The sequence below is a fragment of the Fictibacillus sp. 26RED30 genome (assembly GCF_015903845.1).
Classification (GTDB): Bacteria; Bacillota; Bacilli; order Bacillales; family Fictibacillaceae; genus Fictibacillus; species Fictibacillus phosphorivorans.
Genome location: NZ_JACZDV010000001.1, coordinates 1,938,003 through 1,954,557 on the forward strand (window position 1 = coordinate 1,938,003; position 16,555 = coordinate 1,954,557).

General features: G+C 39.1%; 17 protein-coding genes. 3 read left to right on the plus strand and 14 right to left on the minus strand.

The window, feature by feature from the left end:
• Window position 1 precedes the first annotated feature (1 nt).
• From IHV11_RS09865 to ylbD, 4 genes are all read right to left on the minus strand, one after another.
• Complete coding sequence (locus tag IHV11_RS09865) at window positions 2-436, minus strand: YlbF family regulator (RefSeq protein WP_197127629.1); 435 nt, start codon at window positions 434-436, stop codon at window positions 2-4.
• Window positions 437-550: 114 nt separating this feature from the next.
• A complete protein-coding gene (locus IHV11_RS09870; RefSeq protein WP_197194499.1) occupies window positions 551-976 on the minus strand; it encodes a hypothetical protein in 426 nt (141 codons plus the stop codon).
• 64 nt (window positions 977-1,040) lie between these two features.
• Window positions 1,041-1,343, minus strand: coding sequence for a YlbE-like family protein (locus IHV11_RS09875; protein ID WP_197191212.1), 303 nt, complete (start codon window positions 1,341-1,343; stop codon window positions 1,041-1,043).
• A 15-nt stretch (window positions 1,344-1,358) separates the two neighbouring features.
• The gene (ylbD, locus tag IHV11_RS09880; RefSeq protein ID WP_197194500.1) at window positions 1,359-1,763 is read right to left on the minus strand and encodes a YlbD family protein; all 405 of its coding nucleotides are present in this window, start codon (window positions 1,761-1,763) and stop codon (window positions 1,359-1,361) included.
• 172 nt (window positions 1,764-1,935) lie between these two features.
• Between ylbD and IHV11_RS09885 the strand changes: the two genes are divergently transcribed.
• The gene (locus tag IHV11_RS09885; RefSeq protein ID WP_197194501.1) at window positions 1,936-2,415 is read left to right on the plus strand and encodes a PaaI family thioesterase; all 480 of its coding nucleotides are present in this window, start codon (window positions 1,936-1,938) and stop codon (window positions 2,413-2,415) included.
• Between the two features lie 73 nt (window positions 2,416-2,488).
• Here the strand turns inward: IHV11_RS09885 and IHV11_RS09890 are convergent, their stop codons facing one another.
• Complete coding sequence (locus IHV11_RS09890; protein ID WP_197127624.1) at window positions 2,489-3,520, minus strand: CAP domain-containing protein; 1,032 nt, start codon at window positions 3,518-3,520, stop codon at window positions 2,489-2,491.
• 124 nt (window positions 3,521-3,644) lie between these two features.
• A complete protein-coding gene (locus IHV11_RS09895) occupies window positions 3,645-4,073 on the minus strand; it encodes a CBS domain-containing protein (protein ID WP_197194502.1) in 429 nt (142 codons plus the stop codon).
• A gap of 158 nt (window positions 4,074-4,231) precedes the next feature.
• Between IHV11_RS09895 and IHV11_RS09900 the strand changes: the two genes are divergently transcribed.
• The gene (locus IHV11_RS09900; RefSeq protein WP_197127622.1) at window positions 4,232-4,582 is read left to right on the plus strand and encodes a YugN family protein; all 351 of its coding nucleotides are present in this window, start codon (window positions 4,232-4,234) and stop codon (window positions 4,580-4,582) included.
• A 30-nt stretch (window positions 4,583-4,612) separates the two neighbouring features.
• Here the strand turns inward: IHV11_RS09900 and IHV11_RS09905 are convergent, their stop codons facing one another.
• The 7 genes from IHV11_RS09905 to cyoE form a co-directional block, all read right to left on the minus strand.
• Complete coding sequence (locus tag IHV11_RS09905; RefSeq protein WP_197194971.1) at window positions 4,613-5,329, minus strand: nucleotidyltransferase domain-containing protein; 717 nt, start codon at window positions 5,327-5,329, stop codon at window positions 4,613-4,615.
• Between the two features lie 217 nt (window positions 5,330-5,546).
• Window positions 5,547-6,419, minus strand: a complete 873-nt coding sequence (locus IHV11_RS09910; protein WP_197194503.1) for a cytochrome c oxidase assembly protein — start codon at window positions 6,417-6,419, stop codon at window positions 5,547-5,549.
• A 135-nt stretch (window positions 6,420-6,554) separates the two neighbouring features.
• Entirely contained in the window at window positions 6,555-6,899 is a 345-nt protein-coding gene (locus tag IHV11_RS09915) for a cytochrome C oxidase subunit IV family protein (protein ID WP_066393364.1), read from the minus strand.
• A 4-nt stretch (window positions 6,900-6,903) separates the two neighbouring features.
• A complete protein-coding gene (locus IHV11_RS09920) occupies window positions 6,904-7,524 on the minus strand; it encodes a cytochrome c oxidase subunit 3 (RefSeq protein WP_144700988.1) in 621 nt (206 codons plus the stop codon).
• Window positions 7,524-9,368, minus strand: a complete 1,845-nt coding sequence (gene ctaD, locus IHV11_RS09925; RefSeq protein WP_312035128.1) for a cytochrome c oxidase subunit I — start codon at window positions 9,366-9,368, stop codon at window positions 7,524-7,526. Before ctaD ends, IHV11_RS09920 begins: the two co-directional genes overlap by 1 nt.
• A gap of 31 nt (window positions 9,369-9,399) precedes the next feature.
• Window positions 9,400-10,419, minus strand: coding sequence for a cytochrome c oxidase subunit II (coxB, locus tag IHV11_RS09930; RefSeq protein WP_137789773.1), 1,020 nt, complete (start codon window positions 10,417-10,419; stop codon window positions 9,400-9,402).
• Between the two features lie 258 nt (window positions 10,420-10,677).
• Window positions 10,678-11,571, minus strand: a complete 894-nt coding sequence (gene cyoE, locus IHV11_RS09935; protein WP_197194973.1) for a heme o synthase — start codon at window positions 11,569-11,571, stop codon at window positions 10,678-10,680.
• Window positions 11,572-11,950: 379 nt separating this feature from the next.
• Here cyoE and IHV11_RS09940 point away from each other — a divergent pair, with 379 nt between their 5' ends.
• Entirely contained in the window at window positions 11,951-12,838 is an 888-nt protein-coding gene (locus IHV11_RS09940; RefSeq protein ID WP_231620221.1) for a COX15/CtaA family protein, read from the plus strand.
• 264 nt (window positions 12,839-13,102) lie between these two features.
• On the opposite strand, the gene pyc is transcribed toward IHV11_RS09940, so the two are convergent.
• Window positions 13,103-16,546 carry a pyruvate carboxylase gene (pyc, locus tag IHV11_RS09945; protein WP_197194504.1) on the minus strand — a complete coding sequence of 1,148 codons (3,444 nt, stop codon included), beginning with the start codon at window positions 16,544-16,546 and terminating at the stop codon, window positions 13,103-13,105.
• Window positions 16,547-16,555: the final 9 nt, after the last annotated feature.

Consider the following 16,555-nt stretch of genomic DNA (forward strand, 5'->3'; position numbering starts at 1 on the left):
TTTAAGCACAGCCACAGGATCCGCCTGAACCACATCCACCACTGCAAGAGCTCTCATCGAAGAACGGATTGCCTGTAGGAACTTTAATCTGTTGAGATACACTGTAAGCAATGATTTTGCTGCATTCCATCAATAAATTTTCAAGTTCTTTTTCTGCTTTCTTAAATTGAGCTATATTTTCATGAAAATCAAGCTCCCGTTTAAGAGTACGAACTTGTGTTGAAACGGTATGAAAATCAGGATGATATTTTCCAAATCGCTGTACTTCTTCATACTGTTCTTTCATTTTTGCGAAACGAGCAATCATTTTCTGTGCTTCAACATCTTGCTCTAGGTTATATTTTGACTCTCTATATGCTAATGCAACACTGGAATCAGCAACCATCTCTGCTAATGCTAATGATTCTTCCAGCAATACACTTTGGTCTAAACTCATACGTCACACCTCCCTTTAGGTATGAGGTTTCTAATCTATTATAGCGGATATTGAATAGACTTAAAAGCATAGCAGACTTCTTACAAAAAATAAAACTCTTCATAAATTGAAGAGTTATCGAACTTGAACGACTATATTTTTCTTTAATCCGTAATCAGATCCATCTTTCTTCTTCAGCTGCAGAGTAATCTTGTGCTTACCAGAATTCATATTCTTTAAGATGAACATGGATTGATTAGCATTCATCTTCCACTTATTGTTTACAAAAACAGCAATGTATCCATCCTTATTTCCTGGTGTCTTCGTAAGACCACCTTGGAAGGAAAACCTTGAAATAATATTCTCAAAATAGATCCGCTGCTTTTTCACATGATAATTGACTGCCCAGTCTTTATCCATGATTGGATATGAAGCAGATACCTCTACAGCTTTTGGTTTGGGATCAGAAGTTTCTTCGTGGAATTTGGTAATCGTAAATAGTGTGAGCACGATAATCACTAATAGACCACCTGCATAAATCCGTCTATTTCTTATTTTCATAAAAAAACCACTCCTTATAGAAGTAGTTTTTTCCTTATTGATTCTTATTATCCCTCAAAAACTCTTAACCGTTGTTTAGCGAGTCTGGCATTGGCTGAAAATCATTCGGCATAGGAGCATCGCTTCCCTTTACTTCATCACCCATTACAGAGATCAATTCCATTAATAAACCAAAGTTTTGTACCTGTTGATGAAAACGATCCACTCTTTGCCCGAAGGTACGCCCGTAAAACACTTTCGCACCCTCTTCCAGCTCAGACACTGAAAAAGGGTTTCTACTCAGCTTTCTATACCACTCTGGTTTTTCTCTTATATAATATTTCAAGTCAGGTCTTGTATTTAAGTATTCGAGAATTTCTCTTCGCACACCGCACACATCCTTTTAATCCCTATATGAAGGATAATCATTCATTCTATTTTCCGGCTGTTGGTTCGGTCTGTCAGACTGATTGTTAAATTGCTGTAATAGTTCTTGAACCGCATCCATCAGACTACCAAATTGGGATAAATATTTTTGTACATCCGTTATTTGCAGTTTACTTAAACCAGTAACAATATCTCCAACTGTAAGTTCTGTTCTTGTCTTCTCAGACTTAGAGCGATCTTCTTGTTTTTTATCTTTATCCTTATCTTTTGCATACTGATTCCAGCTTTCATGTTCTTCTCCCAAAACAATCCAATCCTGATAAACTTCTTTCCAAGGCCTCTTATTCTTCTTTACTTCCTTAATTAAATCAGGATGTTTATGAACGAACTCCTTGAAACTTTCTATATCAGTCTTTACCACAGAATCCACCCCCAGCCATCCACTGACGAATGATGTTTACTACATGATACATAAGTGCCCATAAATTGGTGCGCCCATTTTTTATTATTCATGCAAAGTTAATTCTGTTTACTTTATTCTCATCCGCCCAAAAAGGTACAATAAAAATAAAAAAAGATTGAGGGAGAGACTATTGAACATTAAGGACGAGTGGAACGAGTATTTCGAAACCAGTACTGAACAAGAGCAACAAGTCATGAAACGTTTCTTAAACAGTTTGAAAACGAAAAGAGAAAAGCAGCATAAGACACACATTGCTTCTTTATTAGATTTTAAAACAACTAGAATCAATGATCATACGTTAGAGATGGAGATGCCCAATTCTCCCTTACTCGACAATGCAATCGGAATCTTACATGGCGGCTTAACCGCAACACTTTTAGATACAGCAATGGGCACGATGGCCAGCCTTGTTCCAGGTAACAAAAGAGGTGCTGTGACTGTCGAATTAAAAGTAGACTTTTTAACTCCTGGCGTTGGAGAGTTGTTCATTTGCCGTGCTGAAGTCGTACATAATGGCAGACAATTGGTCCGTATGGATGGAAAAGTACGTAATGAAAAAGGTACTTTAATCGCTTCTGCATCAGGTACATTTTTTAAACTTGCCGAATAACCGAAAATTCCTCAAAAATACCTTCTCAAAAAAAAGAGCTGAACCTTTTGAGGTTCAGCTTTACTATCTCTATTTACTTCATAGGTACTAAGAAATTCTGTGTGTAATACTTATTATCTACACCCACTCCTAAATGAGTGTACTCATTGTTTAAAAGTGTGTTCCTATGCCCTTCACTGTTCATCCAGCCTTCTACAGCTGCTATACCATCCGTATAGTTTGCAGCTATATTCTCTCCCGCTTGCAGAAACTTTACTTGCTTTTGCTGCAGCCTATCTGAAAGCGTACGTCCATCCTTACTCTCATGAGAGAAATATTGCTGATCTAACATATCTTTTGAATGCAAAAACGCTACTTCCGAAGTTTTCTCATCCCACTGCAACGGATTTTTGTCGTATTTAAGACGGATAATATTCGTTAACTCAAAAACTTGCTGTTCTTCAGATTGATCTACCTTTTTTTGTTCATCATCGCTTAACTGCCCAAGCGGGGGAAGATCTCCTCGATAAACGATCGAGTATGGCCTTTGTTTTAACAAGACATCCGAAGTAGTATATCTTACACTGGATAGCTGATTCGTAAACTTATCAAAATAAAGCTGTACCCAAATGTTATCTTTCAATTTAATCAGTGGACGCAGCATAACTTCTTGCTCAGACAGTTCAAATCTAAAGAAATCTTCTCCGTCGTTAATAGTGATGTCACTCTCAATCGGAAACTTTTGGATGATCGTGTTTGAATTCTCTCCAATCGTAAATGGTGATGTATTCACATCAGATCCAATGACAAACAACGTAACTACTTTTCCGTTTTCTACACCTGCTTGCAGATATCCTTTGGGACTCTTGTTTCCATATATGTACCAATCATAACCATAGCTAGATGGATCTATCCTTTCAGGTTCTCCCCATTGCTCTTTAAATTCAGATATATCTTTACCAACCCAGTTAGAAACAGCATCATCAGGAATCTTTAATGTTTCTTCTATGTACTCTACTTTTGTATCAGGCTTTTCTTTCTCGACTGTGAATTCTGGTAGTACATCATAAAAAAATAAGCCAATCAAAATAAAAACGGATAGGAAAAAAGTAACCAATCCTCGCATAATGGTTCCCCCTATATCTTTCTTCTCTTCTTAGTTTAGCATAGAGGGTATGTGTTTGGATGAAACCTTTCAAAAATAAAACAGCTCCCCTATAAAAGGAACTGTTTTATATAATCAACATCAATTATTGAATCTGATCTCTTTGCTCAGAAACTTGTGAAAGGGTATGTCCTGCAGCGGAGTCACTCTCTTTAGCTAGGGAAAGATCTCCTAACGAGATAATCCCTACAAGTTTATTGTTCTCTACGATTGGAAGTCTTCTTACTTGTTTGTCTGCCATAAGTTCCGTTGCTTCTTCAACTGTCATATCTGCAGAACCTGTAAACAGATTATCGCTCATAACATCGGATACCTTTGTAGACCCTGGACGTTTCTCAGCAACTCCCCGGACGACAATATCTCGATCCGTGATTACTCCGATAATTTGATCATTCTCACAAACAGGAATAACACCTACATTATCCTGCTTCATTTTTACGGCTACTTCGTAAACATTGTCTTGTGGTGTTACATAATCTACATTCCTCGTCATGATGTCACTTACTTTTTTCACAAACATTACCTCCTCGTTATTTTAAATCTATACTTCTTTATGCTTTACGAAAGAAAAACAAATATGCGCACTTTTGACAATGATTGCATCTTTAGCGCTTTCATAATATCATTAAGAAGTGATTATTATTTTTTATTGAATTCCTAGGAGGTTTCACAATGAAATTTGAAGAAAGCGGCTTAAACGGGAAGGTTGTTGAGTTTTCACTTTTAGAGCATGTGATGGATAACCATGGCATGATCCGTGCTGGCCAATGGGATTATGAACGTATTACATATGATTACAAATTTGAAGATATGACGAATGGTGACGTTTACTACTTCCGTTTCCCTTGTCATGTTATTGAAGCAGAAACAGAAACACCACATGCTAAAGTTGAACTTGGAACACCTTATGTAGGGAAACATTACTACCCGCATGGTGTAGAATACGACGAAGTATTCCCAAAACACGTAGTTAATCAATGCAACAAATTGATCGAAGCACTGCATAGTGAGTTACACGTTTAAAAAAACCCCTCTTGCATGAGGGGTTTTTTCTTATTCAGCAGCTCTTTCTGGAGATTGAGAGGAATACCCTTCAAATAGCCTGCCACCATATGGAGCGAGCACTTCATCAACAAATTCAATGACTTTTGATTTGGAGCGATTGAAATAATATTCATCAAATACAGAAGCGAATTGTTCAGCAAAAGGTTCGCTATACTCTTTTAAAGCCCGAAGAATCCACTTTCCTTCCCCGATCCAATGTCCATTAACACGTAAAACAAATTCATGTGTACGATCAGCAAGTTTTGAAACGATAAATAGATCCTCTAAGACGTTGGTAGAACCTTCTAGATCGTTTAATAGATCGGTTAAGAAATATCGTGCTTGCTCGATTTCAATCGTCTTCCACGGAGTAGGCCCTGCTTTTAATAACTGTAAAGCTTCATTCTTAATCCGTGACGCATGCCCTGAGTCACGAAGAATGATGCCTTCAGCACACATTTGTGGAAGTGAGGGTCTGGCTCTGTCGATATTTTGTTTGAAAAAGCGTTTGTAAGTAAACATGTTGTGAACAAAAACCTCAATCGGCCAGTCATACTCGGTAAGTGATTCACGATATGACTCACTGATAGAACTGTCTATGATGATGATATCCAAATCAGAGCTTTCTGTTTCTTCTCCCCTAACAACACTGCCAGCCAGATAGGCTACATCACAGTTTGGATAATGAGACTCTATAAATTTTTTAGCGGCTTGTCTGGCACTGATTCTCATGATTTTTCTTTCCTTTCTACTCGGCTTTACTATATATTTCGACACCAACGAGCAATTTCTTTTTTCTGTTGTGATTTTGTTTGTCTTTTTTAGGTACATTTCGTAAGATTCGCTTTCCAGTGCCATGAGGAGATTATATGCATCTGAGATCATGTTGTTTGCAAGTATAAACTTAGGTTTAGACAAAAAAAATAACCCGCAAAAATGCCGGTTACTTTAATTCGGGTTTCAATTGACTGTTTTGTCTCTTAATTAACTCCAAGTCCGCTTTATCACGCAATCGTTCTTTTTTCACCCATCTCGTAAAGATTAATCCGAGTACAAAGGCATAGATCACTTCTTGGAAAATCTTCATCGTTACTCCACCTACGTGCTGATCTTCTTTCGGCGTCATCGTTTCAAACAATTGTGGCACATTTCTATATGTTTCATAAAGCTGAAAATCAGCAAACATGATCAACGCACAAGCTGGAGTCATTAATACACCATTAGCAAACACGTATCCGATCTTTTTGATATCTGACAACGTATCAAGCTCTTTAACCGGACAAAGAACCGGCCACCACATCGTGTAAGCCGTAATTAATAATAAAGCATGATACCCATAATGAATAACAGGATTTGAAACGGCTGCATCAAACACTAAAGGAATATGATACAAAGAAAATACTGCATTGAAGATAAGCAACGCTAGCAACGGTTTAGTAAGGAAATGAAAAATCCGAGTAAGAATTGTTTTCTTACTTAACCAACTTTTCCATCTCACCTCAGGAATCCCAAGTATCATAAGAGGTGCGATCATTAAATAAAGAACAGCCATCTGTACCATGTGAACACTGAATAAATAATTGTGTCCTAAAACCTGAACAGGCGTCCCTTTTATAATGATCATCAACAAAAGTGAAGCGATCATTGAAGTCTGCTGCCATTTTGTTGCAAGCTTCTTCCCCTGTTTATCTCTCGCAACGAACCGAAAGTAAACGAACGCAAGAATGATGGCTAAAACATATATAGAAGGCGGAAAAAGCTCGTACCAGTTATAATCACTTAAACTAGTATGATGAACATGATGATTATGATGCATGTCTGTCATCTCCTTTATAAAAGTACCCATAAATACTATATCAATCATAGTTGGTACTTGTACGGAATAATAGTGACAATTCGTAATATTGTAACAAATAAAAAGGGCTGCATACGAGATGCAGCCTTTCCTTGATTACGATGTCCAAATAAGTCCCATTAAGGAAGCTACTGTAATAGCTGCAACCAATATACCACTTGCCATACCCCAGATTGGGAAGTCATGTCCTTTGTGGCTTAAGTGCATCCAAACATATAGCTGGAAGAAAACTTGAACAACTGCCAGTGTAAGGATAAACAAAACAGCAAATGAATCACTAATCTTGTCACTCCAGATCGCAAAGAATGCAACGATCGTTAAAAGAATCATCATGACAAAAGAAACGTTATGATGCTTACGCTCCTCTTTCAAGGCAAGCTTACGCTGAATCTCTTCGTGACGATGAACGGTAGTTTCAGGGTTTTGTGTGTGATTAGCCATGAGTTTAGCCTACCTTTCCCATTAGATAAACAACGGTAAAAATGAATACCCATACAACATCGACAAAGTGCCAATATAGAGCAAACAAGTAATATTTTGGAGCATTAGATAATGTAATCCCTCTGTTCCAGTTTCTTGCTAACAATGTTGTGATCCAAAGAATTCCAAACAATACGTGTGCTCCGTGGAAACCTACTAACGTATAGAAAGCTGAACCAAACGCAGAGCTTGTAAACGTATGTCCTTCGTGAACATAATGTATGAACTCATAAATCTCTAGACCTAAGAATCCAAGACCTAATAATAATGTTACGAGGAACCAGCCTTGCAATGAACGTACTTTGTTCTGCTTTAAAGAAAGTACTGCGTACACACTCGTAAGTGAACTAGTTAGTAGCAGCATTGTAGCTAGAAATACTAATGGCAGTGAAAATAGTTCTGCCCCAGAAGGGCCGTCTAAATGCATATTTCTAAGACCAAGATATGTTCCGAAAAGCGTTGCAAATAATACCGTTTCTCCACCAAGGAATAACCAGAATCCTAAAAATTTGTTCTTACCTTCAAGGGTAGCTTTTTCAGGATGAGCAGGGAAATTCGCATCTGTTAAACGTTCTCCAGCATTCATTAAGCTCTACCCCCTTTAATGTCTGCTTCAACTTCTTCTTTATGAATATGATACCCGTGATCATCAATAATAGAACGTAAGAACATGGTGATCAATACAAGCCCTAGACCTGCTCCTGCTACGTACCAGTTCGAGTAGATAAAACCAAAACCAGAAATGAACATTCCTAAAGATAAAATAAACGGCAGGATCGATCCATTCGGCATATGAATTTCTCCTACAGGTTCTGCAGGTGTCATATCTCCATTACCAGCTGTCTTCTCAACATACAATGCATCTAGACCACGTACTAGTGGTGTTTGAGCAAAATTGTATTCTGGTGTTGGAACTGGCATAGCCCATTCTAGTGTACGGCCATCCCATGGATCTTTTGTTGTTGCATATTTAGATGATGCAGAAATGATGATGTTGATTAAAAGTACAATGGTACCTGCACCCATAAGAATCGCACCGATCGTACTTACAAAGTTTGCTCCATCAAGATCTTGTCCAGACATATATGTATAAACACGTCTAGGCATACCCATTAGTCCTAACCAGTGCTGAGGGAAGAACGTTAAATGGAAACCGATAAAGAACAACCAGAAATTCCACTTACCAAGTGTTTCATTCAATACGCGGTTAAACATTCTAGGGTACCAATAGTATAACCCTGAGAACAATCCTAAAATCAAACCACCAACGATTACATAATGGAAGTGAGCTACTACGAAATAACTGTCATGATATTGGTAGTCAGCAGCAGGTACAGAAAGCATTACCCCAGTAACTCCACCCATTACGAAAGTTGGAACAAATCCAACTGCGAAAAGCATAGCTGTAGAGAAACGAATCTGTCCGCCCCACATCGTGAAGATCCAGTTAAAGATCTTAACACCAGTTGGAATCGCGATTGCCATAGTTGCTACAGCAAAGATTGAGTTTGCTACAGGTCCTAAACCAACAGTGAACATGTGGTGAACCCAAACCATGAATCCTAAGAATCCGATAAGCACTGTTGCAAATACCATTGCGCTATAACCAAACAAGCGCTTATTTGAGAATGTAGAAATAACTTCAGAGATAATACCGAATGCTGGAAGAATTAAGATATATACTTCCGGGTGACCAAAAATCCAGAAAATGTGTTCCCAGATCAAAATGTTACCACCCATATCTGGATTAAAGAAATTAGCATCAAATACACGTTCGAACATCAGTAAGAAGAAGCCTACTGTAAGTGCAGGGAATGCGAAAAGAATAAGCCCAGAAGTAACAAATGAAGCCCATGTGAACAATGGCATACGCATAAATGTCATACCAGGTGCACGCATGTTGATAATCGTTACAAGGAAGTTAATTCCTCCTGCAAGAGTACCAGCTCCGGCAATTTGAAGACCAAGTACATAAAAGTCAACACCTGTATCTTCTGCTACAGTTGATAGCGGAGCATATGCTGTCCATCCAGCTTCAGGAGCTCCGCCTAAGAACCAACTTAAGTTCAATAGCACTCCTCCGAAGAAGAATAACCAGAACCCGACTGCGTTTACATAAGGAAACGCTACGTCACGAGCTCCTAACTGTAAAGGAACGATCGCATTCATGAAACCAAAGATAATCGGCATGGCTGCCAAGAAGATCATCGTTGTTCCATGCATCGTTAATAATTGATTATAAAGTTCACCAGTGAAAATCTTGCTGTCTGGTTCCATAAGTTGAATACGCATTAAAACTGCTTCAAGTCCTCCGATTAAGAAGAAGAAGCCACCAGCCAAAAGATACAGAATACCGATCTTTTTATGGTCAACGGTAGTGAGCCAATCCATTAACCCACTTCTCTTTTTGTGACTTTCGTGAGTTGCCACGGTGTAACCTCCTTTTTTGCAATGCTTAAGACTATTTCAATTTTAGACCTAACAAGTAATCCGAAACGGCATCAATTTCCTCGTCAGAAAGATTTACTTTAGGCATGTTGTTGCCTGGTTTAACTTCTTGAGGGTCCTTGATCCACTTTTTCAGATTTTCTTTATCATGTTCTAAGATACCTGCTACACGGTCTTTATCCCCAAAACCAGTTAAGCTAGGTCCTGTGTTCCCGCCGTTTTGTCCAACAGCGTGACAAGATAAACAGTTCTTTTCAAAGACTTGTTGTCCATCAGCATTAGCAGAAGATTTGTCGTCAGCCGCTTTATAGCCCGCAACCCAGTTCTTGTAGTCCTCTTTAGAAACAACTCTTACTTTAAAGTCCATCAAAGCATGGGATGCACCACAAAGTTCAGCACACTTCCCTTTGTACACTACGTCTGTCTGACTTCCCGTATCAAACCACATATAGTTCTTGTTTTTATCACCAGGGTTTGTATCTGTCTTACCAGCTAGTGAAGGAATCCAGAATGAGTGAATAACATCAGCAGATGATAATTCAACGTGTACTTTCGTATCTGCCGGAAGAACCAATTCCTGAGATGTGATCAATTCTTCTTTCGGATACTCAAACTCCCACCAATATTGGTGTCCAGTAACCTTTATGCTTAACTCGTTCTTTGAAGCTGGTTTTGCATCTGCAGAGAATTCAAACGTTCTCATAACAGTTGGTACAGCTAAGATGATAAGCAAAAGAATTGGAATAACTGTCCATAATAGTTCAAGCATGTGGTTACCTTCCACTTGCTTAGGTGTAGAATTGTCACCTTTTTTCTTTCTAAACTTCAATAATACGAATGCATAAAGAACGAAAACTACCACCAGAACCAGAATCATAATACTAATAGAGATCAGCATCAGCTGGAACTGTTTGTCAGCAACTTCACCTTGCGGAATCAAAGTTGATAGAGTCGGATCTCCGCACCCCATCAAAAGAAGAGCCAACATGGCAAATAAGGAAAGAAAACGCCCTTTTTGTAGCCATTTTTTCATCACTACATATACCCCACTTTCTCGTTGTAGTCTGTTTTGACTGAATGTTCTATCTATTCAATTCAAATAAATATGTTATTTGAATGGAAATAGCAAAAGTAGATCTTACGAAAAATTTAAACTTTTTTCTTTATACAACAGGTTCACTCTTAAGAGTGATTACAAACGATCAGCCTTCATCTATACTTTTTTTATGAAAGCCCTTTTATGTAATGGCGATTATAGGAACAGCACGATCGCGCTGTTCCAGTATAAAATCTATATGTTCACTAAGATCATCGCAACAAACATAATGGTCATATAATTCAACGAATAAACGAACATCATACGAGCCCATTTCATGTCATCCTTTGTCTTTAAGCCTGATAACGCTAGAATCAGCCAACCTGTTCCTAACACAGCAGCCAATATCAAGTAGACGATACCAAATTCAAACAGGTAAAGAGACACAGGAAGTAATGCAGCTACATACCAGATCATCTGACGCTTCGTTAATGCGAAGCCGGATACAACCGGAAGCATCGGAATTCCCGCTTTTCGATAATCTTCACATCTTTTCATCGCAAGCGCCAAAAAATGTGGAGGTTGCCATAAAAACATGATTAAGAATAAGATCCATGCCACCCAATGAAGGTTAGCATCTACAGCTGCCCAACCGATTAAAGGCGGTACTGCCCCAGATATTCCCCCAACAACGGTATTAATAGAATGAGTTCGTTTCAGCCACATCGTGTAAACGACAACATATACGAAAAGTCCGATCAACCCCATAACCGCTGCCGTTAAGGTAGTCATCGCAAGCATAACTGTTCCGATTGCGGAAAGAATAATACCTACCCAAAGTACTTGATTCGCACTGATCCTGCCCGTAACTGTCGGGCGCTCAATCGTACGTTCCATCAGCTGGTCTATATCTCTATCAATATAGTTATTCAAGCAGCATCCACCAGCGATAACTAGTGCAGCACCCAGAATACAAAGAACTAAAGCACCAATCTTGTCAGAGAACAAATGATTGTTATATTTTAAAGCTAGAAAGAATCCAGCAAATGTTGTAATCAAGTTACTCATAACGATCCCGAGCTTCGCGATGGTCAAAAAATCTTTCCAGGTGCCTGTAGGGTTCGTTTCAGATAGAGGTCCGGGTTCCATTACTTTGTTAGCGACTTCATATGCAGTTGGAGTTTTGCTCAACAGATACACCTCCTTTTAGAGTAAAATGTTCCAAATCTTGCTTTTGCTGTTATTTAAGCCCTCATTCATTCTATATGGGCTTGACTCTAAAATCAACGGTAAAAAAATGTCTTCATCTGTTCACAATATGTAAAGTAGAACGTTTTACCTATATGATAGGATAGTGATATATAAAGAAAATGTCCTCTAACATTATAAAACAAATATAGTGCTTTGTATACTTCGACTAATATAGACAGTATCTTATATTATTTGTACGATGTGGGTGTCTGTAATACTTGTTGAAAATATTACAAATTTGTGAACGGTTATAGGACAAAAAAAGCAGGTGATTGATTTGAAAAGATTTTATCAAATTTATTCTATTATTACTTCACTAGGTATGTTGCTCGTATTACTGATGGGATCTGTTGTAACAAAAACTGGCTCTGGTGACGGATGCGGTAACTCATGGCCTCTCTGTTATGGAGAAATCTTACCTACTGCACCAAAACTTGAAACCATAATTGAAGTAAGTCATCGGTTTGTATCAGCATGGCTTGGGCTGCTCGTTATCATACTCGCGATTTGGGCTTGGAGACGAGAACCACATAGAAAAGAAATAAAGATATTAGCTGGATCAGCTGTATTCTTTATTATCCTTCAAGGCCTTCTAGGAGCCGCTGCAGTAATTTGGAGCCAATCTTCAGCCGTTCTTGCATCTCATTTCGGCTTTTCACTAGTTTCGTTCGCGAGTGTTCTCTTGATAGCGATTCTTTCTTTTGAAGATCCTGATCGTCCATTTATTGCAAAAGTATCACCCGCATTTAAAAAGAACATCTACTGGTTATTCGCTTATCTGTATGCTGTTGTATACACGGGTGCGCTCGTAAGGCATACTGGCTCAAGCATGGGCTGTGGTCCTGAGTTCCCTTTATGTAACGGAACCATATTCGCAACGATAGGTTCTCAAGCAAGCATTCATCTGTTGCACCGTATTGCAGCTATCGTCCTGTTTATTTGGATCGTATATGCTTGGTATCATGCTCGAAAATACTATAGCGATCAAAAAGTAGTAACAAAAGGATTTCAGTTCGCTCTACTTTTCGTCATTCTCCAAGGTGTATCTGGAGCATTGATCGTTTATTCCAACTTAAATTTATTCGTGGCCCTTGGTCATGGATTGATCATTTCCTTCTTGTTTGGAACGCTGAGCTACTTAGCGTTAATCGTCTATCGAAAGTAAATCAAAAAAACCAAGGTGCACGTTTTGCACCTTGGTTTTTTTATTTTGCTGTTTCTAAATGATTGTTGCTTTTAACTCCTTGTCACCTTTGACAATTGATTGGAATGGAAGGCGCGAGACTCCTACGGGACAGGCGGGCAGGTGAGACACTTAAGAGTGAAACGTACGAATGTGGCTCACCGCCTGCCCCGTGGAAAGCGAGCAGCCTGTAACGGAAATCAACACTTTCAAGATCAACAAAGTTTACGAAAACAGCTTTTATTTTTACTTGATCAACTCTATTAAAAGATCGCCAGCAGCGATTCCTTCTCCGTTTTGAACAGAGATCTCTTTAACGGTTCCATCGAATGGAGCTTGAACGGTTGTTTCCATCTTCATGGCTTCAGTAATCATCAGATGATCACCTTTTTTAACCTTTTCTCCTTGTTCAACTAAAACCTTTATCACCGTTCCTGGCATACTTGCACCAATTTGAGATGGGTTTGAAGGATCTACTTTTTGTTTTGCAGATACGGTTACTTTTGCACTTTCATCGATTACTACGATCTCACGCGATTGACCGTTAAGTTCAAAGTAAAGTACTCTAGATCCATCGTTCTGAGCTTCACCGATTGAAACGAGCTTCACGATTAAAGTCTTACCTTGTTCAATTTCGACTTCAATCTCTTCCCCTAGCTTCATTCCATAAAAGAATGTTGGCGTATCAAGAACTGAGATATCACCGAATTGTGAATACATCTTTTCACGATCTAAGAATACTTTTGGATATAGCGCATACGCCAAAACATCAAAACTTGTTACTTGGCGATTGATCTTATGGAATAACGTTTCCTTAATGTCATTAAAATCAGCAGCTTCTAAAAGCTCTCCAGGCCTCTCTGACAAAGGTTCTCTTCCTTTTAAGATGATACGCTGCAACTCTTTAGGAAAACCTTCGTACGGCTGCCCCAGGTACCCTTGAAAGAATTCTACAACAGAATCAGGAAAATCTAATGAATCTCCTCGATCATAAACATCATCTTCCGTTAAATTGTTCTGAACCATATACAGAGCCATGTCACCTACAACTTTTGACGATGGTGTAACTTTAACCACATCGCCAAACATATCATTCACTCTGCGATACATCTGTTTGACTTCATCCCAGCGGTCTCCAAGACCGACTGCCTTTGCTTGCTGCTGAAGATTACTAAACTGCCCGCCTGGCATCTCATGCTCATAAACTTCCGGATCTGGTGCAGCCGAATTGCTTTCGAACCCTGAGTAATATTTTCTGATATCTTCCCAGTAAGAAGATAGATCTTTAACATGATCAATGTTCAAATCTGGCTGTCTTTCGTTCCCTGCTAACGCGTAGTAGAGTGAATTAGCACTAGGTTGAGAGGTCTGACCCGCCATAGAACTTACAGCAACGTCTACGATATCAACACCTGCTTCAGCCGCTTTTGCGTAAGTATAGATTCCGTTACCACTCGTGTCATGCGTATGAAGATGGATTGGAATTTCGACCGCTTGCTTAAGCGCTGATACTAAGTCATAAGCAGCTTGAGGTTTTAATAGTCCAGCCATATCTTTAATAGCTAGTATATGTGCTCCTTCCGCTTCAAGTTCTTTCGCGAGATTCACATAATATTTCAGATCATATTTCGTGCGGTTCGGGTCTAAAATATCTCCTGTATAGCAGATGGCTGCTTCGGCAATTTTTCCTGTCTCACGAACAGCTCTGATTGCCACTTTCATCCCTTCCACCCAGTTTAGGCTATCAAAGATTCGGAACACATCGATTCCTGCCATTGATGACTTTTTAACGAACTCTTCAACGACATTATCTGGATAGTTTTTGTAACCTACTGCGTTTGAAGCTCTAAGTAACATTTGGAACAACACGTTCGGAGCTTTTTCTCTCAGCTTAATCAAGCGGTCCCATGGATCTTCATTAAGGAAACGATAAGAAACATCAAACGTTGCTCCTCCCCACATTTCAAGTGAGAACATTTCTGGCCATAATCTTGCGGTCGGTTCAGCAATGTGCAAAAGGTCATTCGTACGAACGCGAGTTGCTAGCAATGATTGGTGACCATCTCGGAAGGTTGTATCCGTAAGTAAGAGTTTCTTTTGATCCTTTATCCAGCGAGACACAGCTTCTGGCCCCTCAGCGTCTAACAATTGCTTCGTTCCATTTGGAATCGGTTCTGAGTGCTTTATTTTTGGAATACGAGGTTTAGCAAAATTAGGTTTCTCCTGCTTAGCGAGTCCCGGGAAACCATTAATTGTTGTTGCACCGATATAGGAAAGCATCTTCGTTCCTCTATCTTTACGCTTAGGAAAGACGAAGAGTTCACTGCTTGTATCAATGAAAGAAGTATCATAATCACCTGATAAAAACTTCTGGTGTGTTACAACGTTCTCAAGGAAAGCAATGTTTGTTTTAATCCCACGAATACGAAACTCTTTTAAGTTTCTTAACATTTTAGATGCTGCTTGCTCATAAGATAAAGCCCACGTAGACACTTTAACGAGTAAAGAATCATAGAAAGGAGTGATAATCGCACCTTGGAATCCATTACCAGCATCCAATCGAACTCCAAAACCTCCACCTGAACGATACGCCATGATCTTACCTGTGTCAGGCATGAACTGATTAGAAGGATCTTCTGTCGTTACTCGCGATTGGATCGCATAGCCATGACAATAAATATCTTCTTGCTTTGGAATTCCAATCTCTTTTCCATGCAACGGGTATCCTTCTGCGATAAGGATTTGCGATTGGACAATATCGATTCCAGTAACCATCTCAGTAATCGTGTGCTCCACTTGAACGCGCGGATTTACTTCTATGAAATAAAATTTGCCGTCTGGCGTTACTAGATACTCAACGGTACCTGCATTGATATACCCTACATGCTCCATCAACGATACAGCTGATTTACAGATATCATGACGAAGCTCATCAGATAGCGAGACGCTTGGTGCAACTTCGACTACTTTTTGGTGCCTTCTTTGTACAGAACAGTCACGCTCGTATAAATGGACTAAGTTCCCTTCATGATCTCCGAGTATTTGTACTTCAATATGTTTTGGGTTTTCTACAAATTTTTCTACATATACTTCATCTTTACCAAACGCGGCTTTTGCTTCTGATTTAGCACGATCGTAACTTTCTGCAAGGGAGTTTTCACTTCTGACGATACGCATTCCGCGTCCACCGCCACCCATAGATGCCTTGATGATGATTGGAAAACCATTACTTAGAGCAAAGTCTCTCACTTCTGAAAGACTGTTAACAGGTCCATCACTACCTGGGATTACTGGAATGTTAGCATCAATAGCAGCTTGTCTAGCTTTAACCTTATCCCCGAATACATCAAGATGTTTTTCGTTCGGTCCTATAAAAATGATGCCTTCTTCACTACATCGTTCTGCAAATTCCTTGTTCTCTGACAAAAAACCATATCCAGGATGAACCGCGTCGATCCCATTTGCTTTTGCAATCTCGATAATACCTTCAATATCCAGATAAGCATCGATCGGTTTCTTTCCTTCGCCTACTAGATAGGCTTCATCTGCTTTATAACGATGATAAGATCCCGTATCTTCTTTCGAATAAATAGCTACTGTTCGTATATCTAGTTCGGTACAAGCTCTGAAAATCCGAATTGCAATTTCCCCACGGTTTGCTACTAAGACTTTGCTGATTTTTCTACTCATACAAGTTCC

What these genes read in the sequence shown, in the direction of transcription:
- IHV11_RS09865 (WP_197127629.1), bottom strand. Translation starts at nt 436, where the DNA reads ATGAGTTTAGACCAAAGTGTATTGCTGGAAGAATCATTAGCATTAGCA.
- IHV11_RS09870 (WP_197194499.1), bottom strand. Translation starts at nt 976, where the DNA reads ATGAAAATAAGAAATAGACGGATTTATGCAGGTGGTCTATTAGTGATT.
- IHV11_RS09890 (WP_197127624.1), bottom strand. Translation starts at nt 3,520, where the DNA reads ATGCGAGGATTGGTTACTTTTTTCCTATCCGTTTTTATTTTGATTGGC.
- IHV11_RS09900 (WP_197127622.1), top strand. Translation starts at nt 4,232, where the DNA reads ATGAAATTTGAAGAAAGCGGCTTAAACGGGAAGGTTGTTGAGTTTTCA.
- IHV11_RS09910 (WP_197194503.1), bottom strand. Translation starts at nt 6,419, where the DNA reads ATGCATCATAATCATCATGTTCATCATACTAGTTTAAGTGATTATAAC.
- IHV11_RS09915 (WP_066393364.1), bottom strand. Translation starts at nt 6,899, where the DNA reads ATGGCTAATCACACACAAAACCCTGAAACTACCGTTCATCGTCACGAA.
- IHV11_RS09920 (WP_144700988.1), bottom strand. Translation starts at nt 7,524, where the DNA reads ATGAATGCTGGAGAACGTTTAACAGATGCGAATTTCCCTGCTCATCCT.
- coxB (WP_137789773.1), bottom strand. Translation starts at nt 10,419, where the DNA reads ATGAAAAAATGGCTACAAAAAGGGCGTTTTCTTTCCTTATTTGCCATG.
- cyoE (WP_197194973.1), bottom strand. Translation starts at nt 11,571, where the DNA reads ATGGAACCCGGACCTCTATCTGAAACGAACCCTACAGGCACCTGGAAA.
- pyc (WP_197194504.1), bottom strand. Translation starts at nt 16,546, where the DNA reads ATGAGTAGAAAAATCAGCAAAGTCTTAGTAGCAAACCGTGGGGAAATT.